Genomic DNA, 26,206 nt, shown 5'->3' with positions numbered 1-26,206 from the left:
GTCCCACTCGGCACCCCGGTCGAAAACGCGCGAGGGCTTACCCGGCCCCGTTCGACGCTGCACCAGCAACCCCTTTGTTAGAACCACACCTCTAAGGAGTGTAACCCTAACCCTCCAAGGGCAGTCACCCGCCCAGAAAAATCCCCACCGTGAGCCCAAGGGTGGCCACACCCAGGAACGTCGCCCCTCCCGCCGTAAGCGCACCCTTCACGCGGCCCTCGACCTGACTCCCGTGCCCTACGACCCAGAACAGAAGGGCGGCGGCCCCGCCGGCGAACAGCGCGCCGAGCAGGATGATCGCCACCCACACCTTTCTTAGCCCCCCACTGCCGCCGTCCATCAGGCCGCCCACCCTTCCGTCGCCCGTCCGCCACATCCAGGATGGAGCGTAGAGGAACACTCCAACACTCTCAAGCTTTTACGACACTCTCAGGGTGATAACCTCCAGCACAGAATCACGATCAGTGAATCGGCAGCTGCAATACCGATCGGGAGACGCGTAATGTCCGCCTTCAATGTCCTGGCTGAGGAACTGCGGCGACTCACCGTCGACATCGAGCGGGACCTGCACGGGCGCGCTCCCACCGATCCGGCCACCGAGAAGCTGCGGGACGAGTACCAGACGGCGAGGTTTCGCGGTCTCACGTCCGCGACCTGGCACTCATGGCTGGACGCGCAGCTTTCCCGGACCGCGACGGCCTGGGTGCTCGCGACCGCGATGATCCGGTTCTGCGAGGACAACGAGTTGCTCGACCTGTCCTTCGCCACGGATACGGCAGACGCCGCGGACGAGGCCTTCTACGCGGCCCGCCCGCACGCGTCGGCCGGCGACCTGATCGCCCATGCCGTCGAACGCCTCTGCACGCACCCCACCATGGCGTTGGTGTTCGACAGGACCAGCCACCCCTTGTGGCGCATGCGGCCCGGCCACGACGCCTGCGAGGCGCTGCTCTCCTTCTGGCGCCGCCGGACCCCGGACGGTGCCCTCGTTCACGACTTCACCGGCACGGCACGCTCCACCGAGTTCCTGGCGGATCTGTACTCGGCGATCGACGAGCGCGCGATGAAGGCTTACGCCCAGACCGCCACCCCGTCCTTCGTCGTCAGCCTGATCCACGACCTCACGATCGACCCCGCCTTGGCCGAACACGCACCCGGCGTGCCGGAACTGTCCGGCTTCCGAGTCATCGATCCGGCCTGCGGCTCGGGCGCGTTCCTGCTCGACGCCTACGAGCGATTGTTCCAGCAGTGGTCCGAGACCAGGCCGGAGATGAGCCGGTGGCAACGAGCGGCGAGAGCTCTGCGGTCCGTGCACGGTTGCGACATCGACCCCTGCGCGGTCAGCGTCACACGCTTCCGCCTGCTGTTGGCCGCCATGGACAGCACCGGAGAGCGGCGACTCGAAGACGTTCCGGACGTGCCACTGGTGGTGGCGACAGGCGACTCGCTGCTGTACGGCCGGGCGAATCCACACGCCAGGATGACGGCAGGGTTCGACACGGCGGACGACGTCGATGAGTACGCCGCTCGCCATGGGCTCCTCCGCCCTGCCTCCTACCACGTGGTGACGACGAATCCGCCCTACATCACCGTCAAGGACAAGGCACTGTTCACGGCCTACCGGGACCTGTACGAGAGCTGCAGCGGGCCCTATCCGCTGTCGGTCCCCTTCACGGAGCTCGCCTTCGATCTCGCACTGCGGGGCGAGACGGCGGGTCACGTCGGCCTTCTCACCTCCAACTCCTTCATGAAGCGGGAATTCGGGCGAAACCTCATCGAACGTGTCCTGGCCAGAGTTGAGATCTCCCACGTCATCGACACGTCCGGGGCGTACATCCCCGGACACGGAACCCCTACCGCCGTCCTCGTGGGACGGAGCCGGGTACCCGACCCTCGCGTACCCGTTCACATGGTCGTGGGTCGTCAAGGCGAGCCCGCGGTGCCGGTTGTGCCCGCCGAGGGGCACGTCTGGCGGTCGCTGCGGGAGCTGGCGTTCACGGCCGGGGCCACGAGTCAGTGGGCGGAGTCCTACGCTCAGGAGCGCGAGCAGCTGAGCGTCTTCCCCTGGAGTCTCACCGCGTCAGCGGCCAAAGATCTGCTGCGCCGCATGGAGGCCGGAGGGCGGCTCCGCGAGCGAGTCGTGCGTATCGGATATGCCGCAAACACAGGATCTGACGATCTCTTCTGCGCCACTGCCCGTGCCTTCCGCCGCGGCGGAGCCGAGGAGTCCGCCACCGTCCCCGTGCTGACCGGCTCCGAGGTACGCGACTGGTCCGCATCCCCGACCCTCGTGGCGTTCCATCCGCGCGCAGAGAACGTTCGGGAGCCCATCGACCTGCGACTGTTTCCAGGACATCACCAGCGCCTGTGGCCGTACCGGACGGTGCTGCGCGAGAGGCAGGGCGCGAAAAAGACCGCCCCCTGGTACGACTGGCACCAGGTCACATCCGGCTGGGACACGCATCCGTGGTCCATCGTCTTTCCCTGGGTGGCCACACATCCTCACTTCAGCCTTCTCCGCGGCTCCGCCGTCCCGCTCAACTCGGCACCAGTGATCAAGCTGTCGCCGAGCGACACCGAGGGCTCCCACCTCGAACTACTCGGCGCCCTCAACAGCTCGGCCGTGTGTTTCTGGCTCAAGCAGATGAGTCAGAGCAAGGGAGGGCCCCGTATCGACCAGCTCCGCGGCGGTGAGGCCTGGGAGAAGATCTACGAGTTCACCTCCACCCGACTCCTCGACCTGCCGCTTCCCTCCGCGTTCCCTGTCGACGAGGCGAGGGAACTGGACCGGCTGGCGGCCGGGACGAGACACGTACTGGAGGAGGTCTCGGACACGAGCACGCGGATCACCGAAGAGTTTCTCGCCTCGGCCCGGCGTCGCTGGTCCTCGATCAGATCAAGGATGATCGCGATCCAGGAGGAACTCGACTGGAAGGTGTACGGCCTCTACGGGTTGATCTCCCACGGGGAAGAGCTGCTCGCTCCGCCGGAGGATGTGCCCGAGATCGCCCTGGGCGAGCGGGCCTTCGAGATTGCACTGGCCCGGAGGCTCGCGACAGGAGAGGCACGGACGGACTGGTTCCACCGGCACGGGACGGCACCTGTGCCCGACATCCCGAAGCACTGGCCCTCGACTTACCGGGACGTGGTGGAACGCCGCGTGAACGCCATCCAGGAGAACGCCTCTCTGTCACTGCTAGAGCAGCCCGAGTACAAGCGCCGCTGGTCTGCCTCCCCGTGGGACGCCATCGTCCGTGAACTCCTGCGCGAACGCCTGCTGGGCCACTGCGAATCGCCCCAACTGTGGTGGGAAACCACCCCACAGGGACGACGCCCCGTCACCCGGACGGTTCGGGACCTGGCCGAACGGCTGGGAACGGACGAGGACTTCGTCGAACTGGCGGCACACTTCGTTCCCGGCGCGAGTGTGTCCGAAATTCTTCTGGAGCTTCTCGCCGACGAGCACGTCCCGCAGGCGGCTCCTCTCCGGTACAAGGCATCCGGCCTTCGCAAACGGCAGGAGTGGGAGGAGCTGTGGGAGGTCCAGCGCCAGGAGGACAGAAGGGGAGTGGTCGACTCCGGCGTAGGCCGTGACCTTCCGTCGCGCTACACACCTGCGGATTTCTTCCGGCCGTCGTACTGGAAGCAGCGCGGCAAGTTCGACATCCCGAACGAGCGTTTCGTCTCATTCGGATCCGCTGTCTCGCCGTTGTCGCCCACCATGCCGCTCGGCTGGGCGGGCTGGAACGCCCAAGACCGAGTGGGAGCGGTCCTCGATCTCCTTGAAGCCGAGTCCCACGCCCACGCGCATCGTCCTGAATCCGCTCTGCCGCTGCTCCGGGCGTTGGCAGACCTCCTCCCATGGGCCACAGCCCGCGGCGACGGACTGCCCCCCGGCTCCCCGTCGAGCGAGGGCCCCCTGAGGCACGTCTACGAGGAACATCTCCTCCGCCGGAACCTCTCGGCCGAGGATGTGAACTCCTGGCGTCCTCCTGCCCCGAGACGAGGCAGGCCGCGAAAGGGTGGTTAGCAGGGCCGCCCTAGACCCCCTCCACCGCCGTCAGCCACAGCTTCACGTAACGCTCCACGTCCACGCCCAACGCCACGTCCACGAGGGTGACTTCGCGCTCGCCGCCGTGGATCTCGGACTCGCCGGGCCGCGGGCGGCGGTCGACGACGGTCTGGCCGCGGGTCGGGCCGGGTGCCAACGAGACCTCCACCGGGAGGAGTTCGGTGCTCAGGCCACCCGGGTCGACAACCGCGCAGACCGCGCCCGCGTCGCCGAGGCCGCCGGTGGGGGTGGGGTCGCCGGAGGTGGCCGGGTCGCGGTGGGCGAGGAGTTCGCCGGCCATGCGCAGGGAGGGTTCCGAACTGGCGCGCAGCCGCTGGACGTCCGCCGCCGGGACGATGACCCGCTCGAAGACGTCCAGGCCGTACATGGTGATCGGCACGCCCGCGGTGAGCAGGACGGCGGCCGCCTCGGGGTCGTGCCAGACGTTGAACTCCGCGACGGGCGTGGCGTTCCCGGTGGCCACCGCGCCGCCCATGAACACGATCCGCTCGATGTTGCGCACCACTTCGGGGTGGGTGCGAAGCAGCAGCGCGATGTTCGTCAGCGGCGCGGTCGGGATCAGGGTGACCGGCCTCGGCGAGGCGAGGATCTCCCGCCTGAGCAGCGTCACCGCGTCCACGTCCACCGCCACCCGGGTCGGCGCGGGCAGCCCCAGGTCACCCATGCCGTCCTGCCCGTGCACGTGCTGCGCGGTGCGCACGGGCTCGATCAGCGGCCGGGCGGCGCCCCGGGCGACGGGGATGTCACCGGCACCGGCCTGCTCCAGGACGGTCAGCGTGTTGCGGACCACGCCGTCGACGTCGGTGTTCCCGGCGACACAGGTGACCGCGCGCAGGTCGATGCCGGGATGCCGTACGGCGAACAGCAGGGCCAGGGCGTCGTCGACACCGGTGTCGCAGTCGATGATCACCGGGATGGGCTGACCGGTCACGGCGTGGGTCCTTTCGTCACTGGCGTACGGGTCCGACCTTACGCAGCCGCCCAGAGTTCGGCCCCGCGGTCTGCGTCCCGGGCGGCGATCCGGTCCAGCAGCTCGTCGACCGGCACGGCTCCCGGCCTGCGTCCGTCCCGCAGCCGTACGGCCGCACAGCCGGCGTCGGCCTCCCGCTCGCCGATCACCGCCTGGTACGGCACCAGGCGCGCGGCGCGGATGCGGGCGGCGAGGGTGCCGTCGCCCGGAACGGCGAGTTCGGCCCGGATGCCGCGCGCGCGAGCCTGCCGTACGACGTCGTGGGCCCGTTCCTCCTGGGCGTCGGACACCGGCAGGACCACGAGCTGGACGGGGGCGAGCCACACCGGGAACGCGCCGCCGTTCGCCTCGACGAGATGCGCGACCAGCCGCTCCACGCTGCCGATGACACTGCGGTGGACCATGACCGGGCGGTGTTTTCCGCCGTCGGGGCCGATGTAGTGCAGGTCGAAGCGCTCGGGCTGGTGGAAGTCGATCTGGACGGTGGAGAGGGTGGACTCGCGGCCCGCGGGGTCGGTGACCTGTACGTCGATCTTGGGGCCGTAGAAGGCGGCCTCGCCCTCGGCCGACTCGTACTCGACGCCGTCCAGGACGTCCTTCAGGAGGGCGGTGGCGCGGTGCCAGAGCTGCGGGTCGGCGACGTACTTGCCGCCGTCGCCCGGGAGGGAGAGGCGGTAGCGGCTCGCCCGGATGCCGAGGTCGTCGTAGGCACGGCGGATGAGGTCGAGGGCGGCGCGGGCCTCCTCGACCGCCTGCTCCAGAGTGCAGAAGATGTGGGCGTCGTTGAGCTGGATGGAGCGGACGCGGGTGAGACCGCCGAGGACACCCGACGGCTCGGACCGGTACATCCCTCCCAACTCGGCGATCCGTAGCGGGAGTTCACGGTAACTGTGCGACCTCGACCGGTAGATGAGGGCGTGGTGCGGGCAGAGGCTGGGCCGCAGGACGACCTCCTCGCCGCCCAGCCGCATCGGCGGGAACATGTCCTCGCTGTAGTGGTCCCAGTGCCCGGAGATCTCGTACAGCTCCCGCTTGCCGAGCACCGGCGAGTACACATGCCGGTATCCGGCGGCCCGCTCGGCGTCCCTGACGTACTCCTCCAGGACATGCCGTACGACGGCCCCGTCGGGCAGCCAGTACGGCAGCCCCGCGCCCATCAGCGGGTCGGTGTCGAACAGATCGAGTTCGCGGCCGAGTCGGCGGTGGTCGTACATGCGGGTCTCCCTCGGGGTGGGGGCGAGGGACCGGCGGGAACGACGAAGCCCCGGGGCACTCGCCCCGGGGCTTCGGACTGCGTCAGCGGTCAGCGCGCCGGGACCTGCTCCGGCGTCGTCGTGATCGACGGGACTGCTTGGGCGCGCTGCATGAGGGTGACGGTAGCGGGAGGAGTGCGGGCCACGCGAAGGATTTTCAGCCGGACCGCACACATGGACCCGGGGCCAAGGGATCTCGACCGGACCTCACGCGCGGGTCCCGGGCGCAGGGATTTCGCCGGACCGCACACACGGGTCCCGGACCAAGGGATCTCAACCGAACCCCCACGCTCGGGTCCCGGGCGCAGGGATTTCGCCGGACCGCACACAGGTCACCGGGGAACGGCGTCCCGGACGTCCCACCCACCGCGTAACGCCGTACGGCCCGCCGCACCGCGTAACCCGTACGGCCCGGACCACTGGTGACCCCGCCGGACCCGGTGATCACTTGGAGACATGACCCCGTCCCGCGCCCCCCGCGTCGCCGCCTGCGTCCTCGGCCTCGCCGGTCTCCTCACCGCCACCGGCTGTTCCGCGCTCTCCACCCCGCCGACCGCCGCCAAGCCGCCGATCACCCCGCCCACCAGCGCGGCCCCGTCCAAGAGCCCGAAAGCCTCCCCGGCCGCCCCCACCACCCTCACCGAGGCCATGGCCCAGGCCGCCCTCATCACGGAGTCGGATCTCGGGGAGCCCTGGACCCCCACCCAGGGCACGGCCACCTGGCACGACGGGGTGCTGAAGGCGAAGACGGAGCTGCCGGACTGCCAGCGGCTGCTCGACGCGCTGTACGCCGACGACGTGTTCGGGGCCGATGCCCAGCCCCGCGCGGTCGTGGGACTGGACGACCAGTGGAACGAGGCACAGCTGCGCTATCAGGTGCTCGCACGTCCCCCGGCCGAGATCGACAAGACGCTGACCTGGCTGAAGGGCCTTCCGCAGAAGTGCGGCCGGTTCGCGGCCACGACGGTCACCGGGGCCGTGCTGGGCGTCCAGGTGCTGGAGGTGCCGTTGCCCGAGGCGGGGACCGCCCGGCAGGGGCTGGGGCTGCTGCTGACCGGCCAGTCCCCGGACGGTGAACCGGTGACGCTCACCCTGGAGGTCGCCGCCGTCCGGGTGGGGGAGGACGCGATCAGCGTGACCAACGGCGGCTTCGGCGACGTACAGACGGATGCCACGCAGGCCGCCGTGGAGCTGGGGGCCCGGCGGCTGACGGAGGTCAGGAAGCAGGGCCGGGTCCAGGTGTGACCGGTCAGGACCGGCGCAGCTGCTCCTCCAGCACGTCCCGGGGGTCGAGGCTGCGCTCGGCCAGGGCGCGGGCGACGGCCGTCAGGGACCGGCGCTCCTTCTCCGCGTGCCGGCGCAGCAGCTCCAGCGCCTCGGGGAACGAGACACCCGCGTACTCCGAGAGCAGCCCCTTGGCGAGTTCGACGCTCGCCTTCGCGGAGACCGCGGCCTGCAGGGAGGTGAGCAGGTCGTGCGGGCGCCGGGCCTCGGCGGGCCAGTGGGTCAGGGTCAGCGCGGCGATGTCGCTCATGCCCTGGGCGAGGGCGAGGTCCTCGGACGGCAGGGCCGCGCTGTCGCGCTTGAGGAGGGACACCGCGCCGATCGGCCGGCCGTCCAGCCGCAGGGGCAGCACATGCACGGAGGCATAGCCCGCTTCCAGCGCGTACGCCGTGTACCGGGGCCAGCGGGACCCCTCGCGCAGATCGTCCGCGGCGACGACCTCGCCGGTGTGGAAGCAGTCGACGGACGGCCCCTCCTCCTGCTGCACCTGGAACAGGTGCAGCAGAGCCAGGTCGTCGTCGGAGGCGGTCATGTTGCGCAGGACGCCCCGCGCGTCGGCCATCACCACGCCCACGGCGTCGACCGGAAGCAGGTCCGTGCAGTGCCCGCCGAGCCGGGTGAACAGGTCGAGCGGGTCGAAGCCCCGCCCATGGGCACCGCCCGGCTACCCCTCGCCCTCGTGGCCAAACGCCTCGTAGCCCTGGCCGGACAGCGGGAAGTTGCGCGGGGCGAGCGGCCGTACGGAGGGCGGCTGCCCGGAGACCCCCTGGACGAGGTCGGTGGCGAGGTCGCGCAGTTTGACGTTGGCGTTCTGGGAGGCCTTGGTCAGGATCTCGAAGGCCCGCTCCGAGGTGCAGCCCTCCCGGGCCATGACGACGCCGAGCGCCTGGTCGATGACGGTCCGCGAGGCGATCGCGCTCTGGAGGTCCAGGCTGAACTGGAGCTGGCCCGCGAACTTCAGGGCCACGCCCAGCGCGCCCGAGGCGTGCCCCGCGAAGACGGCGGCCTGCTCCCGCACCGACAGGTCGAAGCCGTACGGCTCACTGGAGTACATGTTCAGCACACCGGCGACCTGTTGCCGGGGCGCGGCCAGGGGCAGCGCGAGCATGCTGCGCAGGCCGTACTCCCGGGCGATCTCGGGGAAGGACCCGAAGCGGTCCTCCTGGTCGACGTCGTCGACGTGGTGCGAGGTGCCGGTCCGCAGGGTCCGCAGACAGGGCCCGTCGCCCTCGTCGTACTGCCTCTGGTCGAACTGGTCCACCAGCTGGTGGCTGGCGGCCGCGGTGTACGGGTGGGTGCTGTCCTCGGACCTGAGAGTGATCGAGCAGAACACCGGCGTGGCCAGCGACGTCGAGGCGAGCCGCACGAGTTCCCGCAGGAAGTCGTCCAGCCGGTCGGCCTCCAGCAGCAGTTGCTGCAGTCGTGCCAGGGTCTGCTCTCCGCGGGCCGGCCCGTCGGGCGGGGCGGCGGAGGATGTGTCCGTCACAGGGGCGTCCTTCCTCGGTGGTCCGGACCACCGGGTACCCCCATGCGCTCTTCACAGACTGCGTACGAGTTCTTTACGGTTGACGGTGACGGTCAGGAAACGGCCGCACAGCGTCCCACTGTGCCGCAGCCGCCCTTGTCCCCGTCGACCCCCTTCGATCCCGCCCGATGGCCTGTGTGCCCTCGGTGGCGCAGCTGCTTTGTCCCTGTTCCGCGACGCCGACCGGGACGTCTGCCGATGTCCCGGCGGGACGGGGACCTTCCAGGAGGACGCGCCAAAGGAGCGGCGCGTCCTCGCCGGGGCGGTCGCCGGCCACCGACACGGCGGCCGCCCCGGCATCCGCATCAGCGCTTCTCGTAGGGATCCGCCGGCTGCTTCACCTGCCGCACCGTCTTCGCGTCCACGACGGGCGGCCAGGCGGCCTCGGTGCCGAGCTTCCCCCTGGGGTGCCAGGTGCCGGTGACGGTGACCCAGGTGTCGGCGGGCGGGGCCCCGTCCGCGGCGCCCCGCACCTCGGCCTTGACGGTGGTGGCGTCGGCGGCGCAGCAGGTGACGACCAGCCGGGTGACGTACCAGGTGCCGTCGTCGCCGTGGGTCACGAAGCCGGTCATCCGGACCGTACGGCCCGTCAGCGAGCGCCCGCTGTCGTAGACCGCCCGCGAGCCGAACTCCCCGACGGTGAGTGTGACGGGGTTGCCTGCGGGCAGGGCCGGGAAGGTCCCGACGCCCTGGGCGGCCCGCTGCGCCGCCTCCCTCCCGGCGCTGTAGGAGCCGAGCGCGGGCGGCGGGAAGAGGAGCAGCGCGAGGGCGGGCAGGGTGAGCAGCCAGGCGATGCGGGGGCCGGCGGCGCTGTGCCCGTGGCCGTGTTCGTGGCCGTGTTCGTGGCCGTGGTCTTCCTCGTGCTCCTCGTCATGTGCGGCTCGCCGCACCGCCGCCATCGTGGTCCCCAGCAGCACGAGCAGCACCCCGGACAGCACCAGGTACGGCCGCAACGCCCCCTGTACGTACCGCAGATACAGGTCGCTGAGGAGCGAGATCCGCAGCACCGCCGCGCCGACGAGGACGAGGAGCAGACAGGGGCCGTAGCGCCTCACAGCAGCCACCACCCCACGAGCGAGCCGGCGGCCACCGCGGTCACCCAGGTCGCGGCCGAGAACCGGACGGCGAAGCCCCGCCCGAAGGTGCCCGCCTGGAGGGCGATCAGCTTGAGGTCGACCATCGGCCCCACCACCATGAACGCCAGCCTGGCGGTCGGCGAGAAGCCGCTCAGGGACGCGGCCACGAACGCGTCGGCCTCGCTGCACACGCACAGCACGACCGCGAGGACGGCCAGGAGCAGGACCGACAGCCAGGCCGAGCCGGTGAAGAGGTCCAGGACGGATCGCGGGACGACCAGGTTGAAGGTGGCCGCGGCCGCCGCGCCGAGCACGAGGAAGCCGCCCGCGTGCAGGAAGTCGTGCTGGAGTCCGGCGCCGAAGGCGCGCAGGCCGCGGGCGGACGTCCCGGCCGGCCGTTTCGGCGGCCGCAGCCACTCCTCGCGGCCGAACCGGGCCCACAGCCAGCCCATCACCACGGCCGTGGCGAGGGAGGCGAGCAGCCGTCCCAGCACCATCCCGGGCCGGCCGGGGAAGGCGATGGAGGTGGCCACCAGCACCACGGGATTGATGGCGGGCGCGGACAGCAGGAAGGCGAGCGCGGCGGGCGGGGCGACCCCGCGCCGCATCAGGCTCCCGGCCACCGGCACGGACGCGCACTCGCACCCCGGCAGGACGACTCCCGCCGCACCCGCGAGCGGCACCGCGAGGGCCTGGTTGCGCGGCAGGAGCCGGGTGAGGACCCGCTCCGGCACGAACGCGCCGATCGCCGCGGAGACGACCGTGCCGAGCAGGAGGAAGGGCACGCCCTGCACCGCGATCGCCGTGAAGACGGTCCACCAGGCGGCGACCGGCGGGGTGTAGAGGTCGAGGGCGAGCATGGGCCCGAGGACCGAGGCGACAGTGACGACGGCGAGCAGTGCGGCCCCGCCGAGGACGACGTGGACGAGGACCCGCAGACCGAAGGCGACGAGCCGCAGTCCGTCGGCCGGCGTCCTCTGGTTCTCCACACGTCCTGTCCCGCCCTCGGTGTCCCGCGCAGGCTAACCGGACATACCTGTGCGCAGGCCCGGAACCGTCACAGAGGTGGCTGTGCGGGTGCGGGTCCCAGGGTGGTGGTGCCGGGGGCCGTACGGTGCCCGAGGCCGGTCCGGTACGCGTCGAGTGCCGCCTCGACCCGTCCCGTACGGCGGAGCAGATCGCCGAGCAGCCGGCACAGGTCGGCCAGGTCACCGGCGGCGCCCGCTCGCTCCAGGAGGCTCAGGGCGCGGACGTAGTGCTCCTCGGCGGCCTCGGTGTCGCGGGCGTCCTCGGCGATGATCCCGAGGAGGCGGTGGGCGGCGGCGGAGTGCAGGGCGCCGCGTTCGGGGCTGAAGTCGCTGAGCACGTCGTGCAGGAGGGCGGCGGCCTCGTCGGACCTGTCGCGCCGGTGCAGGACGTCGGCCAGCTCGACGGCGACCTGGCTGGAGTAGAGGGCGGCCCGCTTGGCGGAGAGCATGTCGAGGGCCTGCCGCAACTCGGTCTCGGCGCGCTCCAGTTCGCCGTTCTGTGCGTAGACGTAGCCGCGCATCCAGTGGCAGTTGGCGAGTTCGGTGCGCAGTTGGAGCTGCCGGTAGAGCTCGGCGGCCTTGGCGAGGGAGGCGTCGGCCTCGGCGACCCGGCCCTCGGCGAGCAGGGTGCGGGCGACGGACCGGTGCATCCGGGCGACGAGGGCGGGGTCGCCTGAGCGCGGGGCGAGCGCGAGGGCGAGTTCGGCGGCCTGGGCGGCGCGGGCGTGGGCGCCCATGTCCATGTAGGGGCCGATGACGCTCGCGTAGAGGAGGAGCAGGGCGTCGGGGTCGTGCAGTCCACCGCGGTTGAGCTCGTCGATGGTGGATTCCAAGAGGTAGACGGAGTAACGGAGTTCACCGGTGAGGTAGTGGGCCACGGCGCGCCCGCGCAGGGCGGGGACCCGGGCGGGCAGCGGTACGTCGTCGCCGAGGGCCTGTTCGGACCGCTCGAAGTACTGGCGTGCGGCGCCGAGTTCGCCCGTCTCCACGGCGCACTCCCCGAGCCCCAGCAGGGCGGCGGCCCGTACGTCGGCGAGGTCGAGCGCGTCGGCCTCGGCGAGGAGGCGGGCGTACTGTGCGGCGGACTCCTCGGCCTCTCCGGTGGCCAGGGTGCGCTGGGCCTCGGTGAGCCGCAGCCGCAGATCGGTGACGAGCCGGGCCGGCCGGCCGGTCGCCAGCTCCTCGAACCCGACGCCGAGCCGGTCGGCGAGATGCCGGAGCGCGTCGTCGGAGGGCCGCACCCGGCCGGCCTCCAGGGTGGAGATGTAGGCGGGTGTGTAGGCGGGCTCGGCCACCTGTTTCTGGGTCAGCCCGCGTTCGACTCTGAGCTGCTGCACCCGTCGCCCGATGACGCCCGGGTCGTCCCGCTCCGACATGGCCAACTCCCCCAGCGCCTCTTGCCGTTCGGCTCGCGCAACCCCTAGGTTAAGCGACGTATTAACCGTGCTTAATACGCTGCCACCGCCATGGATTCTCACCGTCACCGCTGCGAGGTCGCCGTGCTCGAACGCACCAGCACCACCGCGCGTTACACCAGGGGTTTCGCCGCCGCGGTCGTGACCGTGGCCACGCTGATCCTCGCGGCGAACGCGGGTCCCGCAAAGGCATCGGAGCCACACCCCGCCGGACAGCTCGCACAGACACGACAGGCAGTCGTGAACACCGCGTACTGAGCTCCCGGCCAAGCCCCGGGACCGGGCCCGCACGACCGGTGCGCCGTGACAGAACCCAATCCCCGGCAGCGGAACGCAGGGCCCGCGAAAGCATCGGAACCGCGAACTGAGCCCCCGGCCAAGCCCCCGGGACGGGCCCGCTCCCGCTGTGACGGAGACCATCCCCGGTGGCTCTCCTCCAGCGCACGAACCGCCTCTACCGTGGAGGAATGTCCCCCCTGGCCAGGATCAGCAGCTCGTTCGCCCCGCGGTTCGCGGAGTTCGCGTTCGAGCCCGCCTTCGTGGCCGCCGTGGACCAGCACGTGGCCGAGCTGCGGGAGCGGCTCGCCGCCAACCACCCCGGGCTGATCCCCCGGCCGCCGCACCGCGAGGACCTCGCCGACTACGCCGTCGGCTTCCTCGACGCGCTCGGTGAGATCGACTGGCGGGAGCCCGTGGGGCACGACTACGCGGTGTGCCGCCTCACCGCCATCAGCTGGCTGGTGACGCGGCACGACCTGCTCGGCTGACGGGCGCTCCTCAGAGCTGGAACTCCGCGGGCGACAGGCCCAGGGCCGCGCAGGCCTCGCGCAGGACCGACTGCTCCGCCTGCGAGAAGTGACCGTCGGCGCCGGCGATGACGATGCCCGTCTGGATCACCGCTCGCGCCTCGGTGGGCTTCTTGGCGGCCTTGGCGATGTCCTGGAGCGCCTCGGCCTTGCCCTGCGGGAAGTTGCGGGTGAGCTGGTCCACATGCTTGTGGAAGCGCGTGCGCAGCTGCTCCGGCGGGAAGTTCTGCAGCACCTCGTTGCCGAGGATCAGCGACTCCATCTGCTGGATCTCGGCCCCGTCCACCTGGCCGTCCGCGGCGGCGACCAGGGCGCGCATCGCCATGCTGGCGTCCCGGTACGCGCCGCTCTTCAACTCGGTCTTGAGGGAACCGAGCTGCGTCTTGAGCACCCCGACGAGCTGGGCGCGCGAACCGCCGCGCGAACCGCTGCCGTGCGAACCGGCGGCGGGCGTCGCTCCGTACGGGGAACCGTGCGAGGCACCGGCGCCCTGGCCACCGGTCGTGCCGCGGCCGCCCTGGACCTGCTGCTGCAGGTTCTTGGCCTGGTCCTTGAGCCGGTCGAACAGTGCCATCGACGTCACCTCGGTACTCGTTGAGTGATCTCACTCCGGCAACGGCCGGACCCGGGTAAAGGTTCCCCCAAGTCCGGCCGGAGTGCCGTGCTCCCCGATCACATGCCGTCGGGGTCCCGCATGCCGGTGCCGTCGCCCGGCATCCCGCCGGGTCCCCGCATGTCCGTGCGCTCCTGGACCGGCTGGTTCCGCAGGGCGTCCTCGCGGCCCGCCTGGTAGGCGGCCATGCTGCCCCGGGCCCGCATCGACTCGGTCTCCACCGTGGTCAGGGCCCGCTCCCAGCGCTGCCGCATCGGCTGGATCATGCCGCCGCCGACACCGACGACGAGGATGCCCGCGACCGTGGCGAGCGCCGCGTACAGCAGCGGCCGGGTGACGTCCCGCGCGATGCCCGCCTGGCCGAGGGCGGCGATGACGCCCAGCGCGATGATGCAGGCCCACAGGACGGTGGCGACCGTACGGCCGTAGGACACGGACGACAGGGCGCCCGAGACGATGCCCCGGACCGCGTTGGCGATGGCCATCGCGACCACGATCAGCACCACCGCCACGATCGCCCGCGGCAGCCAGGCGACGATGCCGTTGATCATCGTGGAGACGGGGTTCGGGCCGAAGACGCCGAGCGCGAGCTGGAGGGTGACCAGCATCAACGCGTAGTAGACGATCCTGCAGACGATGCCCGTCATGTCGTACGCGGAGTCCCGCAGCAGCCGGGCGGTGCCCGCGCGTTCGGAGAGGCGTTCGGAGCCGACCTTGCGCAGGACCCGGTCCAGGACGCGGGCGATCAGCTTCGAGACGAACCAGCCGATGGCCAGGACGATCAGGAACGCGACGAGTTTCGGCACGAACTGGGCGACCTTCGACCATGCGTCGTTGAGACCCTGCGTGAAGTCGATGGAAAGGGTGCTGGCCATGCCGGCCTTCCTTCGGTGGGTGCCGTCCCCCTCCCTCGTGGATAGCAGCGGCACCCGCGCGGGGCCGCGTCGAACTGGGCCGAACGGGTCAACCGCACACGCGCCGGTACGGCACGTCCGGCACGTACGTCCGCCACTGCGCCGGGGTCGGCCCGGCGCCGCCCGCCCGCGCGCACACCGTCGCCGGCACCCGCCCCGGATCGACGGCGTACCGCTGGAGCGGGACGTGCGCGCTGCCCGCGTACAGGGTCGAACCGTCCGCGCCGAAGGCGAGCGTCCCGATCTCCTCGCCCGGTGTGGTCAGCGGCCCGCCCAGCGGCTGCTGGGTGGCGACGTCCCACAGCTGCAGACCACCCGCCGTGCCCGCGACGGCCGGCGTGCCGCCGTCCGGACAGCCCGGCGCCGCGCAGGGCGTCCGCGAGGCCGCGGTGCTCGGCGCAGCGGACGTAGAAGTCGGCGCGTACGACGATCAGGACGCGCAGTCCGCTGTCCGGGTCGCGGGCGGCGAGCAGCAGGTCGATGAAGCGGGCACGTTCCCGGGGGTCGCCGCAGAGGGTGAAGACCTCCTCGAACTGGTCCACGACCACCCAGCTCTCCGGCTCCGCCCCGGCCGGGGCGAGGAGGTGGCCGTGGGTCGTGGCGGGTGTCGGGCCCGGTGTGAGGATCCGCAGCGCCGCCGGCCGATCGCGCTGTGCGATCTCGCGTCGCAGCCGGGGGATCAGGCCGGCCCGGGCCCTCCGCGGTCCCCGCGTTCTGACGCACGGGCTCCCCCGACCGCGCCCGCCGACGCGCACTCCCCCCTTCGCGTCGGCGGCCGCTTCCATCCCCCGTGCCCCGTGACACCGGTCAGGCATGGTGGAGACACCCGGACGAGTGACACGCTGACGTCCATGACCTCTGCCGCCGCCCGCATCGCCCTGGAGCTCACCGCGGACCTCCCGGTCCCCGCCCTGGAGGACTTCTACCGGGACCTGCACCGCCACCCCGAGCTGTCCTTCGAGGAGCACCGCACCGCTGCCCGGCTCGCCGAGCGGTTGAAGGCGGCAAGCTTCGACACCGCCGAGGGCATCGGCGGCACCGGCGTCGCGGGCCTCCTGCGCAACGGCGACGGACCCACCGTCCTGCTGCGCGCCGACATGGACGCCCTGCCGGTCGAGGAGCGGACCGGGCTGCCGTACGCCTCCCGGACGCCCGGGGTCATGCACGCCTGCGGGCACGACCTGCACGTGACCTGGCTGGCGGGCGCGGCGAAGGCGCTCGCGGACGGCCGGGACGCCTGGTCCGGGACGCTGCTCCTGGTCGGCCAGCCCGCCGAGGAGGCCGGCGGCGGAGCCGCCGCGATGGTCACGGACGGGCTCTACGACCGTTTCCCCCGCCCGGACGTGCTGCTCGGCCAGCATGTGACACCGGGCCCGGCGGGCCTGTACCCGCACGTGCCGGGGGTGATCATGTCGGCGACGACGGACGTCGAGATCGTGGTGCACGGCCGGGGGGGCCACGGCTCACGCCCCGAGACCACCGTCGACCCGGTCGTCACCGCCGCCTACATCGTCACGCGCCTCCAGACGGTCGTCAGCCGGGAGATCAGGCCCCGCGACCCGGCCGTCCTGACCGTGGGCCGCATCGAAGCGGGCACGGCGGCGAACATCATCCCCGACACCGCCCGCATCTCCCTGAACCTGCGCACCCAGTCGGAGGCGGTCCGGGACCGGATGCTCGCCGCGATCCGCCGGATCGCCGAGGGGGAGTGCCAGGCGGCGGGCTGCCCGCGCGAGCCCGACGTGACGACGGTCAGCACGACCCCGCTCACCGTCAACGACCCGGAGACCGACCACCGGGTCGCCGCCGTGCACCGCGAGGTCTTCGGCACCGGCACCGTCTTCGACTCCGGCCCGGCAATGGCCAGCGAGGACTTCCCCCTGCTCGCGCTCGGCGAACTCCCGTACTCCTTCTGGTTCGTGACCTCCACCCCGGCCGCCGTCTGGGAGGCCGCGCCGGGCACGGATCTGATGGAGAAGTTCGACGCCGTCCCCAGCAACCACAGCCCGCAGTTCGCCCCCGACCTGTCGACGGTCGCCCCGGGGGTGCGCACGCTGGTCTCGGGGGCGCTGGCGATGCTCGGCTAGCGTCCTGACCCGCCGACGACCCACGCGCCTGGTCGGCAGCAGGGTTCCGACCGCCGAGACTTTCAGGCGCAGGACACTAGAACGGCGTCGCCTGCAACTCCCGCAGCTGCCTGCGCACGTTCTCCAGTGCGCCGGGGCGGCGGCCGGGGACGCGGGCGCGCAACTGCGCGAGCAGGGCGCCGAGTTCCTGGGCCCGGGTCTTGTCGCGCACCTGACCCCACTGGTGGTGGGCCCGGTCCACGGCCTTCTCCACAGCCGCCGAGTCCGGCGCCTGCCCGGCGTCCAACCGCGTCTCCGCCACCGTCAGCCAGACCCGGCAACTGCGCGCCGGATCCCGCGCGAACATCGCGAGATCCGCCCGCACTTCGGACCAGTGCAGGGCCTGCTCGGACGCGACCCCATGAGCCCGCGCCGCAGCCTGCTCATGCGCCAGCGCAAGCCCATCGGCATCCTGATGCCGCCCGTCCTGAACAGCGGCGGTGAGCTGGGTATGGGGATCCTGCGGCGGCACACGCGGAGGTTGTGGCGGTACGCGCGGAGGCTGCGGCGCTACGCCCACCGGTTCATGCGCCCGTACCCGCGCAGGTTGCGCCGATTCTCGCGGCGGTACGCGCCCTGGTTCTTGCGGCGGTTGCGCCGGTTCTTGTCGAAGGGGCGGGGCCGCACCCACCAGCCCGTCTGGGGGTCCCCCCTCTGGGGGAGTTTGAGGACGAGGCCGTTCAGGCTGATAAGGGGGTCTGGGGGCGAAGCCCCCAGGGGCAGCGGCCACCGAAGCAGGCGGCACCATCAGCACGACATCGCCGTACGCCTCGGGCCCCAACCGCCCGAACGCCTGCTGATGCAACTGCTCAACCGGCGGACGCCACCCGCTGCGCAGAATCGTCGCGAGCGTCCGCATGTACGCCGGCACGGCCACCGTACGTCGGGACGGCGGCGGCGCGATCCGCCCGAGCACCGCGTTGTTGCGCCCCGAGTCGAGCGTGTGCGTCCGCAGCCACCCCCAGGCGTCCGCGTCGGCGTGCAAATCGACGAACAGCGTCGTCGAACCCGGCGCCCGCAGCCGGAACTCCTCGCGGATCCACTGCCAGGGCAGGGCGGTGTAGCGGACGGTGGCCGGCGTGGTGCGGGCCAGCGCGAGGTGCGGCAGGTGCTGGCGCCGGTCCAGGACGAGCTGGCCGGCAACGAAAACGGTGAGCGGCCCCGGGGTGGCCGCGACGGCACGCAGCCGGGTGAGGACGGCCTGCGGTTCCAGTGGGTCGGCGAGCTCGACGACGTTGGCCGTGTCGGTGCCGGAGAGCACGGTGGGCGGCACGGCCGCGAGCACGGGAAGCACGGACGCCGCGTCCACCAGACAGCTCTTGCCCACCGGCGAGGCGGCGAGCAGCAGCACGGTCCCGGGCATCGGTCCCTCCCCATCCCCCGTCGATCACTTACGGCAGCACGGTAACCGCTCCCGCTGCGAAGGGGAGTTCCCAGGACGGCAAACGTCCCTTTCCTGCCCGCTCGTCGGACGTGCGCCGTCATTCGACTTGCCAGTGCCCGCACCCAGGTGTGCTCTGGTAGTCGGGGGCGGAGAGAGAGGAGTCCTCTCATGGCTCATGCGGCACCCGTCGGCGCGATGACCGGGCCGGCCCGCACACCCGACGTGTTCAGCCCGAAGGTCCATCTGGCGGCCCGCTACGGCATCCCCGTCGTGCTGGGTCTCGTCTACGGCTACTGGGCCGCGGCGAACCGCCGGGACGGCGGGCCGATCACCGGCTGGAACATCCTGTTCGGCTTCGTGACCGCGCTGGCGTTCATCGTGCTGTGCCTCGCGGTGGCCACGTTCGCTCCGCTGCTGAAGCGGGAGCTGCACTCGGGGGTCAAGTCGGCGTTCGCCGGCGCGGCCGTCGGGTTCCTGTACAGCCAGAGCGGAGAGAGCGTGCTGCGGTCGACAGCGCTGGGGCTCGCGGTCACGGCGGGCGTCTTCCTCGTGTTCTTCTACCGCTACTACACACACGAGGACGGCGAGGGCAACCGGATCCGCTAGAGCTCTCCCGGGACACACGCGGACCCCGGCCGACTTCCCGCCGGGGTCCGCGCGTTCCCTCATCCCGCATCCCTCCGCTCACCGGACGCCCGGTATCCAGTCCCAGACGTCCGACGAGGATCCGGCCGCGCTCCAGCTCCAGGAGCCCGAGACGCTCCAGGAGACCGAGCCTGAGGCCGCCCAGGAGTCGGAACCGGAGTTCCAGCTCGGGTCGTTCCAGTCGGCGTTGCTCCAGCGGTCGTTCTTCCACTGCGGGCACGGGTCGGCACAGGTGGGCACGGAACGCCCGCCGGTGTCGACGAACTCGGCGCTGACCCAGCCCTGGGTGCCGGTGAACCAGTACCAGTACGGGTTGCCGTTGACGCTCTGCCCGCGGACCATGCACTCGATGCGGTCCTGACTGCCCGGTGAGAGCCGGTCGACGACGGCGGAGTGCGTGGTGGGCTCGGCCCGCACGTTGAGCGCGGTGCGGGAGACGATGGTGCCCCAGATCGGACCGCCGCCACCGTGACCGTCGGCGTAGGTGGGCGGGGCTGCCGCAGCGAACGTGCCCAGGGCGGTGACGGCGAGCGTCGCGCCGGTGAACACGGCCACGGCCAGGGTCCGCAGGGCCGTAGTGGTGCGCATGGTCGGCCTCCTTCTTCCCCTTGATCCATGAGACACCCGTTCGGGTGAACCCTCCACCGGAGAACGGGGCAGCCGGTTCCGGCAAGGGCCCCGGCGGGCCGCCACCCGTTCGGCGGACGGCGTGCGCCCGGATGTACGCACGCCGCTCGCGCCCCGGCCCCGGGCGGCCTTGCCTGGAGGGGTGTCCACCCGACTGAGGACGGCCCTGTCGGCCGTACTGATCGCCCTGGCCTGTCTCCTCGTGCCCTTCGGCGCGCTGGCGGCCTGGGTGGTGTACGGCCTCGCCGACACGGGCCGGTACGTCACCGCGATGGCGCCCCTCGCCGCCGACCCGGCCGTACGGGACGCCGTGGAGGGCGAGGTCGGCGAGCCGCTGCGGCCCTTCATGCACGACTTCGCCCGCACCCCGGCCTTCCGCACCGCGTGGGACGCCGGCAACCGGGCCGTCCACGATGCCGTGCTGGACGCGCTGCACGACGACAGCCGCCACGAGGTGCGGCTCGACCTCGCCGAGGTGGAACAGCAACTGCCTTATGCACAGCCCCCGTTGGACCTCCCCCACACCACGGTCGCCGTACTCCCGGCCGCCGAACTCGACCGCCTCCGGAAGGGCTACGACGTGCTCGAAGTCGCCGGTTTCTGGCTGCCCGTCACGGCCGCCGTCCTCGCCGTCGCCGGTATCGCGGTCGCCGCCTGCCGACGCCGCGCCCTCACCGCGACCGCCCTCGGCACCGCGCTCGGCGGCGCGCTGCTCGGACTCGCCGTCGCCGTGGGCCGCCATCTCACCCTGACCGACCTGCCCGATCCGGTGCACCGCCCGGCGGCGGGCGCGATCTACGACGCGCTGACGGTCACGCTGCGCCAGGCGTCCTGGCTGCTGGTGGCCGTGGGCCTGACCGTCGCCCTCGCGGCGTGGCTCAGCCGGTACGTCCGGGTGCGGGGGCGGGTGCCCGAGGCCGAGCCGCTCAGGGCGGACCCGCAGGTCGTCGACCTGAACATGACCTTGACGTCATCGAACGACCTCCCGGCCGCCACCCGGCCCACGGCGGGCCCGCCCAGCCTGGGCTGACGCCGGCCACCGGGCCGCGCTGCCCGCCCGGGCCGCCGACTCTGCCGTCACCGGGAGCCGGTGGCTGTCCGACCCGGCCGCCGTCACCGGCCCCGCGCAGGCCCGCACCGACGGACGGGCCGCCACGAACAGCGCGGGCGCCCGGCAGGCATTGCGTCGGACATCGCCGCGCACATCGGCGACAACACCACCGACCTCACGGGTGGCTACGCCGACACCACGTACAAGCCGCCCGACTACGACGGCCCGCTGGAGCGACCCGCGCCCCGCGAGGCGACCTCGGCGAGGGTGCGCAGCGCCCGCTCCAGGTCCGCCGTGGGAGCCGACGCCAGCCCGAGCCGCACCGCGTCCGGGGTGCGGCCCGGGCCGACGGCGAAGGACGGTCCCGGCGAGACCGCGATGCCGAGCGCGGCGGCGGCGGCCGTGAAGGTCTCCGCCCGCCAGGGGGCCGGGAGTTCCCACCAGGCGTAGTAGGCGCGCGGATCGGACCGTACGGCGAACCCGTCCAGGCATGTCGCCAGCACCCGCTGTCTGCGTGCCGCGTCGGCCCGCTTCGCCCCGACCAGCCGCGCCACGGTCCCGTCCGCCATCCACCCCGTCGCCGCCTCCAGCGCGAACCGGCCCGCGCCCCAGCCACCGGAGCGGACCGCGTCCGCCACCGTCTGCACGCGCGACGGCGGTACGACGAGGAAGCCGACGGTGAGACCGGGCGCGACCCGCTTGGAGAGGCCGTCGACGACGTGGGTGAGCGCGGGGGCGTGGGCCGCGAGCGGGTCGTCGGCCTCGGCGAGGAAGGACCAGATGCGGTCCTCCACGACGGGCAGGCCCAAGTCGTTGACGGTGTGGGCGAGTTGACGTCTGCGTTCGGGGCTCGTCGTCACCGAGGTCGGATTGTGCAGGGTCGGCTGCACATAGAGGGCCGACAGGGGAGCCGTGCGGTGTGCGGCCACGACCGCGTCCGGGCGCAGTCCGTCCTCGTCCGTGGCCAGCGGCACCAGCGTGACGCCGAGCCGGGCCGCGATCTCCCTGACCAGGGGATACGTCAGCTCCTCGACCCCGACCCGGCCGCCGGGCCGTACCAGGGAGGCGAGGGCGGCGGCGACGGCCTGGCGGGCGTTGCCCGTGAAGAGGACCGTGTCCACGCCGGGGCGCCAGCCGGGGGTGGTGAGCAGGGCTGCCGTGGCCTCGCGGGCGGCCGGCGTGCCGGTGGCGGCGGCCGGGCGGAGGGCCTCGGACAGCACGTCGGGGCGCAGCAGGGGCGCGAGCGCGGCGGTGAGGAGCTCGGACTGGCCTTCCACGGAGGGGTAGTTGAGCTCAAGGTTGACGGCCGCCCCCGCGTCCTCGATGAGCCCCCTGCCGGGCCGTACGGGCGGGGCCGTGCGGACGAAGGTGCCGCGTCCGACCTCGCCGACGACCAGTCCCCGCCGTACGAGTTCGCCGTAGGCCCGTTCCGCCGTCGACGCGGCGATCCCGTGCCGGCGGGCGAACTTCCGCTGTGGGGGCAGGCGTTCGCCGGGGCGGAGCCGTCCGGCGGTGATGTCGGCGGCTATGCGGTCGGCGATGCGCCGGTAGTCGTGCAACGGAACCCCCTGTGATTGCACCGAGGACAAAGATCTTATTGCCCCGAGCCGGGAGGCCGACCTAGGGTCGCCCGCATGACGCCACTTCCTCTGGTCCTGGTCCACGGCCACCCCTTCGACCACACGATGTGGCACCCGCAGATCGAGGCCTTCTCCGCCTCCCGCCAGGTGATCGCCCCCGACCTGCGCGGCTACGGCACCGGACCGCTCACGACCCCCGTCACGGAGTTCGGGCGGTTCGCCCGGGACATCGAGGCGCTGCTGGACGAACTCGGCGTCGGACAGTGCGTGCTGGCGGGGCTGTCCATGGGCGGCCAGATCGCCATGGACTGCTACGGGCGCTTCCCCGACCGCATCCGGGGCCTGGTCCTCGCCGACACGTTCGCGGCGCCGGAGACCCCCGAGGGCGTGCGGTTCCGGCACGCGATGGCGGACCGGCTGCTGCGCGAGGGCATGCGCGGGTACGCCGACGAGGTGCTGGAGAAGATGGTCGCACCGTACGCCTCCCCCGAGGTCAAGGCGCACGTCCACCGCATGATGACGGCCACCCGCCCCGAGGCCGCCGCCGCGGCACTGCGCGCCCGCGCCGCCCGCCCCGACTACCGCGACCTGCTGACCCGCGTCACCGTCCCGGCGCTGGTGGCCGTCGGCGCCGACGACACCTACACGCCGGTCGCCGACGCGGAGGCGATGCACGCGGTGCTGCCGGAGTCGGAGCTGCACGTGTTCGAGGGGGCGGCGCACCTGCCGAACCTCGAACAGGCGGCTGAGTTCAACGCGGTCCTCGGGGAGTTCCTGGCGAAGGCCGACGCCCGCTCGTAGGCTCGGCACGGTGACCCGACGGCGCCTCGGCATCTGGACCGCAGCCCTGCTCTTCGCCGCCGTGAGCGCGGTCGTCGGATGCCGGCTCGCCGACACGGACGGCATCACCCCCGTCCCCCAGCTCCTCGCCTTCCTCCCGTGGCTGCTGGCGCCCGCCGGACTCGGCCTCGCCCTCGCCCTGCTCACCCGGTGGTGGCCCGGGACGCTCTGGGCGGCCCTGGTCCTCGGACTGCTGGCGTGGTGCATCGTGCCGTACGGGACGGGCGGCGAACCGGACGGCCGGGCGCTCGCCTCCTTCCGCGTCCTCACCTCGAACGTCGAGTTCGGCCGGGCCACCGACGCCCTCGTCACCGCCGTGCGCCGCGAGGAGCCGGACGTCGTGTTCGTGGAGGAGTGCGAGTACGGCTGCTCGGCCACCCTGCGCAGGTACCTCTCCGAGCGCTATCCGTACCGGCGGTCGGTGGAGGGGAGCGGCTCGACCGGGTCGGTCGTCCTCAGCCGCTTCCCCCTGAGGCCCGCCGCCGGAATCCCCGGGAGCACCATGGGCATGCCCGGAGCCGTCGCCGACGTCCACGGACACCCCGTACGGCTGCAACTCGCCCACCCGATGCCCCCACTGCCCGGCCAACTGAACCTATGGCGCCGGGAGTTGGGGCTGCTGCGGGACTTCGCGGCTGCCGTGGACAAGACGCCCACCGTCCTGGCCGGAGACTTCAACGCCTCCCAGGACCACGCGGCCTTCCGCGCGATCCTCGACACCGGCCTCCGCGACGCGGCCCGCCTCGCCGGCTCCGACCGCACCCCGACCTGGCCCGCCCGCACGGCCCCGGCGATCGGCGCGCAGATCGACCACGTACTGGTGTCGGCGGACTTCTCGGCGAGCGACGCCCGCTTCCTGGACCTGGCGGACACCGACCACCGCGCCCTCCTCGTCGACATCACACTGCACGGGACCGGATGACCCGGGCGCCGATAATGAGCCCATGTCCCGCATCGGCCTCACTCCGCCCGACTGGCTGGTCCGGAACCTCCAGCCCCAGCACACACCCGTCAACCGCCCCGCCGTGGCCCGCGCCGCCCTCGCGATGACCCTCCCGCTGGCGATCGGCCTCTTGGTCGACCAGCCCGCGTACGGCGCCCTCGCCTCCATGGGCGCCCTGTCCGGCGTCATCGGCGACACCGCCGACGCCTACCGCATGCGGATCCTCAACATCGCGATCCCCCAGCTGTTCGGCGCGCTCGGCGTGACCCTCGGTTCACTGGTGTTCGGCCACGGATGGCTCGCGGTCATCGCCGTCACCTGCGTGGCCCTCGTCTCCGGGATGATCTCGACGATCGGCGCGGTCGCCTCGGTCTCGGGCCTGCTCCTGCTGCTGAACTCCGTGGTGGGCGCGGGCCTGCCGATGCCGGGCGACTGGTGGCTGGCCCCGCTGCTGATGACCGGCGGCGGCCTGCTCGTCCTGCTGCTGGCCCTCCTCGCCTGGCCGCTCAGGTCCGGAGTGCCGGAACGGGCGGCGGTCGCGGGCACCTACCGGACCGTGGCCGACCTGATGGAGGCCTGCGGACGCTCGCGCTACGACGAGGCGCGGCACGCCGTCACCCAGTCCCTGAACCAGTCGTACGACCTCGTCCTGGCCCGGCGCGCCCGCCACCACGGCCGCAGCTCCGAACTGACCCGGCTGCTCGCCCAGTTGAACGCGATCACCCCGGTCGTGGAGGCGGCCCCCGCGGCCCACCTGTCCGGCACACCGCTGGCCCCGGAGATCCCGGAGGCGGTCCGGCATCTCGCGCACGCGGTGGAGACCGGTTACACGGGTCCGACGGGCCTGAACCTCCCGGTTCCCGTGACGGAGACCGCGCGAGCCGTCGACCACGCCCTGCGGCACGCCGCCGAGGTCGTCGCCGTACCCGACGTGGACCCCCGCGGCATCGACGACCGCCTGGGCCGCCCGGCCGCGCTCGGCGTACGAGCCGCCCGCGCCGCCCGCAACGTGGCCCTGTCGGCGGGGTCCTGGCGCTACGGCCTGCGCCTGGCCCTGTGCATCGGCCTGGCCCAGGCACTGGTCTCGATCGTCCCCGTCCCCCGCTCCTACTGGGTGGCGCTGACCATCACCTTCGTCCTCAAGCCGGACTTCGGCTCGGTGTTCTCCCGGGCACTGCTGCGGGCGCTCGGCACGGTGGCCGGGCTGGTGGTCGCGGCGGCGGTCCTCTCGGAGGTACCGCGCGGCTGGTGGGACGTCCCGGCGATGCTGCTCCTGGCCCCCCTCATCCCTTCCCTGACCCCGCGCGGGTACGGCTACCAGACGGCGGCCATCACCCCGGTGATCCTCCTGCTGTCGGACGTCCTGAACCACCAGGGCACGGCCCTGCTCATGCCCCGGCTCCTCGACTCCCTGATGGGCTGCGGCATCGCCCTGGTCGCCGGCTACCTGCTGTGGCCCGAGAGCTGGCACACCCGCGTGGGCGACCGCCTGGCGAACGCGGTGGCGGACACGGCGGCGTACGTGGAGTCCGCGTTCGGGCCCTCCGTCGAACCGGCGGCCCGCGCCCGCGCACGCCGCCGCCTCTACCGCGACCTGTCCACCGTCCGCACCGAGTTCCAGCGAGCCCTGACCGAACCGCCGCCCACAGGACGGCGGGCGGCGGCCTGGTGGCCGTTGGTCGTGGCGGTGGAACGCATCGTGGACGCGACGACGGCGGCGAGGGTGCGGGTACGGCACGGGGCACCCGGACCGTCCGCCGCGGAGGTGGAACAGGTGACGCTCCAGCTCCGGGAGCTGGCGGAGGGCCTGCGGAAGGTGGACGTGCTCTACGCGGTCCGCACGGACCTGACGGGCCCTGCGGGCAGCGTCCTGGAGCCACTGAGGCAAGAGGTGGCAGCAGCGAGAGCGATCGCGGCACCCACGTGAGTTCGGGGCGCTCGGGAGTGAAGTCCGGAAGTAGACCTTGACGCCGAGCGCTCTGTCACCTGCCCCTGACCAAGATCGCGATTCGGGGCCGCTAACCTTACGTGTCCGTCCTGGCCAGGGATTGACG

23 protein-coding genes and 1 pseudogene are annotated in these 26,206 nt (G+C 72.4%); 10 read left to right on the top strand and 14 right to left on the bottom strand.

Annotation, left to right across the window (positions count from 1 at the left end; translation table 11 throughout):
• Positions 1-124: 124 nt before the first annotated feature.
• Entirely contained in the window at positions 125-304 is a 180-nt protein-coding gene (locus ACZ48Z_RS23035) for a hypothetical protein (protein ID WP_468737732.1), read from the bottom strand.
• A 198-nt stretch (positions 305-502) separates the two neighbouring features.
• Here ACZ48Z_RS23035 and pglX point away from each other — a divergent pair, with 198 nt between their 5' ends.
• Entirely contained in the window at positions 503-4,030 is a 3,528-nt protein-coding gene (gene pglX, locus ACZ48Z_RS23030; protein WP_468737731.1) for a BREX-2 system adenine-specific DNA-methyltransferase PglX, read from the top strand.
• A 10-nt stretch (positions 4,031-4,040) separates the two neighbouring features.
• Here the strand turns inward: pglX and ACZ48Z_RS23025 are convergent, their stop codons facing one another.
• Positions 4,041-5,003: a nucleoside hydrolase gene (locus ACZ48Z_RS23025; protein ID WP_468737730.1), complete on the bottom strand. Its 963-nt coding sequence runs from the start codon at positions 5,001-5,003 to the stop codon at positions 4,041-4,043.
• 38 nt (positions 5,004-5,041) lie between these two features.
• Positions 5,042-6,256 carry a threonine--tRNA ligase gene (thrS, locus tag ACZ48Z_RS23020; protein ID WP_468737729.1) on the bottom strand — a complete coding sequence of 405 codons (1,215 nt, stop codon included), beginning with the start codon at positions 6,254-6,256 and terminating at the stop codon, positions 5,042-5,044.
• Between the two features lie 495 nt (positions 6,257-6,751).
• On the opposite strand from thrS, the gene ACZ48Z_RS23015 reads away from it, so the two are divergent.
• Entirely contained in the window at positions 6,752-7,540 is a 789-nt protein-coding gene (locus ACZ48Z_RS23015) for a hypothetical protein (protein ID WP_468737728.1), read from the top strand.
• Positions 7,541-7,544: 4 nt separating this feature from the next.
• On the opposite strand, the gene ACZ48Z_RS23010 is transcribed toward ACZ48Z_RS23015, so the two are convergent.
• From ACZ48Z_RS23010 to ACZ48Z_RS22990, 5 genes are all read right to left on the bottom strand, one after another.
• Positions 7,545-8,171 (bottom strand): GAF and ANTAR domain-containing protein, encoded by a 627-nt coding sequence (locus tag ACZ48Z_RS23010; RefSeq protein ID WP_468737841.1) that lies wholly within the window; start codon positions 8,169-8,171, stop codon positions 7,545-7,547.
• A gap of 72 nt (positions 8,172-8,243) precedes the next feature.
• A complete protein-coding gene (locus ACZ48Z_RS23005) occupies positions 8,244-9,065 on the bottom strand; it encodes a GAF and ANTAR domain-containing protein (RefSeq protein ID WP_468737727.1) in 822 nt (273 codons plus the stop codon).
• Positions 9,066-9,409: 344 nt separating this feature from the next.
• Complete coding sequence (locus ACZ48Z_RS23000) at positions 9,410-10,159, bottom strand: TIGR03943 family putative permease subunit (RefSeq protein WP_468737840.1); 750 nt, start codon at positions 10,157-10,159, stop codon at positions 9,410-9,412.
• Complete coding sequence (locus ACZ48Z_RS22995) at positions 10,156-11,169, bottom strand: permease (RefSeq protein WP_468737726.1); 1,014 nt, start codon at positions 11,167-11,169, stop codon at positions 10,156-10,158. The genes ACZ48Z_RS23000 and ACZ48Z_RS22995 overlap by 4 nt, the downstream gene beginning before the upstream one ends.
• Positions 11,170-11,237: 68 nt before the next feature.
• Positions 11,238-12,584, bottom strand: a complete 1,347-nt coding sequence (locus ACZ48Z_RS22990; RefSeq protein ID WP_468737725.1) for a helix-turn-helix domain-containing protein — start codon at positions 12,582-12,584, stop codon at positions 11,238-11,240.
• Between the two features lie 90 nt (positions 12,585-12,674).
• Between ACZ48Z_RS22990 and ACZ48Z_RS22985 the strand changes: the two genes are divergently transcribed.
• Complete coding sequence (locus ACZ48Z_RS22985; RefSeq protein ID WP_468737849.1) at positions 12,675-12,881, top strand: hypothetical protein; 207 nt, start codon at positions 12,675-12,677, stop codon at positions 12,879-12,881.
• Between the two features lie 209 nt (positions 12,882-13,090).
• A complete protein-coding gene (locus ACZ48Z_RS22980; RefSeq protein ID WP_468737724.1) occupies positions 13,091-13,390 on the top strand; it encodes a DUF6401 family natural product biosynthesis protein in 300 nt (99 codons plus the stop codon).
• 10 nt (positions 13,391-13,400) lie between these two features.
• On the opposite strand, the gene ACZ48Z_RS22975 is transcribed toward ACZ48Z_RS22980, so the two are convergent.
• From ACZ48Z_RS22975 to ACZ48Z_RS22965, 3 genes and pseudogenes are all read right to left on the bottom strand, one after another.
• On the bottom strand, positions 13,401-14,003 hold the full coding sequence (locus ACZ48Z_RS22975) for a tellurite resistance TerB family protein (RefSeq protein ID WP_468737723.1): 603 nt from the start codon (positions 14,001-14,003) through the stop codon (positions 13,401-13,403).
• 98 nt (positions 14,004-14,101) lie between these two features.
• Complete coding sequence (locus ACZ48Z_RS22970; RefSeq protein WP_468737722.1) at positions 14,102-14,917, bottom strand: mechanosensitive ion channel family protein; 816 nt, start codon at positions 14,915-14,917, stop codon at positions 14,102-14,104.
• Between the two features lie 392 nt (positions 14,918-15,309).
• A pseudogene (locus ACZ48Z_RS22965) lies at positions 15,310-15,648 on the bottom strand (nSTAND1 domain-containing NTPase); the annotation flags it as partial.
• 159 nt (positions 15,649-15,807) lie between these two features.
• Between ACZ48Z_RS22965 and ACZ48Z_RS22960 the strand changes: the two are divergent.
• On the top strand, positions 15,808-17,043 hold the full coding sequence (locus ACZ48Z_RS22960) for an amidohydrolase (protein WP_468737721.1): 1,236 nt from the start codon (positions 15,808-15,810) through the stop codon (positions 17,041-17,043).
• Between the two features lie 76 nt (positions 17,044-17,119).
• Here the strand turns inward: ACZ48Z_RS22960 and ACZ48Z_RS22955 are convergent, their stop codons facing one another.
• Positions 17,120-18,445, bottom strand: coding sequence for a hypothetical protein (locus tag ACZ48Z_RS22955; RefSeq protein WP_468737720.1), 1,326 nt, complete (start codon positions 18,443-18,445; stop codon positions 17,120-17,122).
• 189 nt (positions 18,446-18,634) lie between these two features.
• On the opposite strand from ACZ48Z_RS22955, the gene ACZ48Z_RS22950 reads away from it, so the two are divergent.
• A complete protein-coding gene (locus ACZ48Z_RS22950; protein WP_468737719.1) occupies positions 18,635-19,072 on the top strand; it encodes a hypothetical protein in 438 nt (145 codons plus the stop codon).
• 78 nt (positions 19,073-19,150) lie between these two features.
• Here ACZ48Z_RS22950 and ACZ48Z_RS22945 read toward each other — a convergent pair whose 3' ends face one another.
• On the bottom strand, positions 19,151-19,699 hold the full coding sequence (locus ACZ48Z_RS22945) for an SH3 domain-containing protein (protein ID WP_468737718.1): 549 nt from the start codon (positions 19,697-19,699) through the stop codon (positions 19,151-19,153).
• Between the two features lie 181 nt (positions 19,700-19,880).
• Between ACZ48Z_RS22945 and ACZ48Z_RS22940 the strand changes: the two genes are divergently transcribed.
• A complete protein-coding gene (locus ACZ48Z_RS22940) occupies positions 19,881-20,768 on the top strand; it encodes a hypothetical protein (RefSeq protein WP_468737717.1) in 888 nt (295 codons plus the stop codon).
• Positions 20,769-21,004: 236 nt separating this feature from the next.
• On the opposite strand, the gene ACZ48Z_RS22935 is transcribed toward ACZ48Z_RS22940, so the two are convergent.
• Complete coding sequence (locus ACZ48Z_RS22935) at positions 21,005-22,348, bottom strand: aminotransferase-like domain-containing protein (RefSeq protein WP_468737716.1); 1,344 nt, start codon at positions 22,346-22,348, stop codon at positions 21,005-21,007.
• 75 nt (positions 22,349-22,423) lie between these two features.
• Between ACZ48Z_RS22935 and ACZ48Z_RS22930 the strand changes: the two genes are divergently transcribed.
• Genes ACZ48Z_RS22930 through ACZ48Z_RS22920 form a run of 3 tightly spaced genes read left to right on the top strand, consistent with a single transcriptional unit; the run spans position 22,424 to position 26,079 of the window.
• Positions 22,424-23,170 carry an alpha/beta fold hydrolase gene (locus ACZ48Z_RS22930; RefSeq protein ID WP_468737715.1) on the top strand — a complete coding sequence of 249 codons (747 nt, stop codon included), beginning with the start codon at positions 22,424-22,426 and terminating at the stop codon, positions 23,168-23,170.
• Positions 23,171-23,180: 10 nt separating this feature from the next.
• On the top strand, positions 23,181-24,131 hold the full coding sequence (locus ACZ48Z_RS22925; RefSeq protein WP_468737714.1) for an endonuclease/exonuclease/phosphatase family protein: 951 nt from the start codon (positions 23,181-23,183) through the stop codon (positions 24,129-24,131).
• Between the two features lie 22 nt (positions 24,132-24,153).
• Positions 24,154-26,079, top strand: a complete 1,926-nt coding sequence (locus tag ACZ48Z_RS22920) for an FUSC family protein (protein ID WP_468737713.1) — start codon at positions 24,154-24,156, stop codon at positions 26,077-26,079.
• Positions 26,080-26,206: the final 127 nt, after the last annotated feature.

Source organism: Streptomyces sp. NPDC031225 (assembly GCF_055570355.1).
Note: the sequence above shows the minus strand (reverse complement) of the source record. Positions and strands in the feature narration are given on the sequence as shown.

Bases quoted from the DNA above. Each gene is read 5' to 3' on its own strand.
- ACZ48Z_RS22975 (WP_468737723.1), bottom strand. From the start codon at position 14,003: ATGGCACTGTTCGACCGGCTCAAGGACCAGGCCAAGAACCTGCAGCAG.
- ACZ48Z_RS22985 (WP_468737849.1), top strand. From the start codon at position 12,675: ATGGATTCTCACCGTCACCGCTGCGAGGTCGCCGTGCTCGAACGCACC.
- ACZ48Z_RS22970 (WP_468737722.1), bottom strand. From the start codon at position 14,917: ATGGCCAGCACCCTTTCCATCGACTTCACGCAGGGTCTCAACGACGCA.
- ACZ48Z_RS22945 (WP_468737718.1), bottom strand. From the start codon at position 19,699: ATGCGCACCACTACGGCCCTGCGGACCCTGGCCGTGGCCGTGTTCACC.
- ACZ48Z_RS22960 (WP_468737721.1), top strand. From the start codon at position 15,808: ATGACCTCTGCCGCCGCCCGCATCGCCCTGGAGCTCACCGCGGACCTC.
- ACZ48Z_RS22955 (WP_468737720.1), bottom strand. From the start codon at position 18,445: ATGCCCGGGACCGTGCTGCTGCTCGCCGCCTCGCCGGTGGGCAAGAGC.
- ACZ48Z_RS22950 (WP_468737719.1), top strand. From the start codon at position 18,635: ATGGCTCATGCGGCACCCGTCGGCGCGATGACCGGGCCGGCCCGCACA.
- ACZ48Z_RS23015 (WP_468737728.1), top strand. From the start codon at position 6,752: ATGACCCCGTCCCGCGCCCCCCGCGTCGCCGCCTGCGTCCTCGGCCTC.
- pglX (WP_468737731.1), top strand. From the start codon at position 503: ATGTCCGCCTTCAATGTCCTGGCTGAGGAACTGCGGCGACTCACCGTC.
- ACZ48Z_RS22930 (WP_468737715.1), top strand. From the start codon at position 22,424: ATGACGCCACTTCCTCTGGTCCTGGTCCACGGCCACCCCTTCGACCAC.
- ACZ48Z_RS22990 (WP_468737725.1), bottom strand. From the start codon at position 12,584: ATGTCGGAGCGGGACGACCCGGGCGTCATCGGGCGACGGGTGCAGCAG.
- ACZ48Z_RS22980 (WP_468737724.1), top strand. From the start codon at position 13,091: ATGTCCCCCCTGGCCAGGATCAGCAGCTCGTTCGCCCCGCGGTTCGCG.
- thrS (WP_468737729.1), bottom strand. From the start codon at position 6,256: ATGTACGACCACCGCCGACTCGGCCGCGAACTCGATCTGTTCGACACC.
- ACZ48Z_RS22920 (WP_468737713.1), top strand. From the start codon at position 24,154: ATGTCCCGCATCGGCCTCACTCCGCCCGACTGGCTGGTCCGGAACCTC.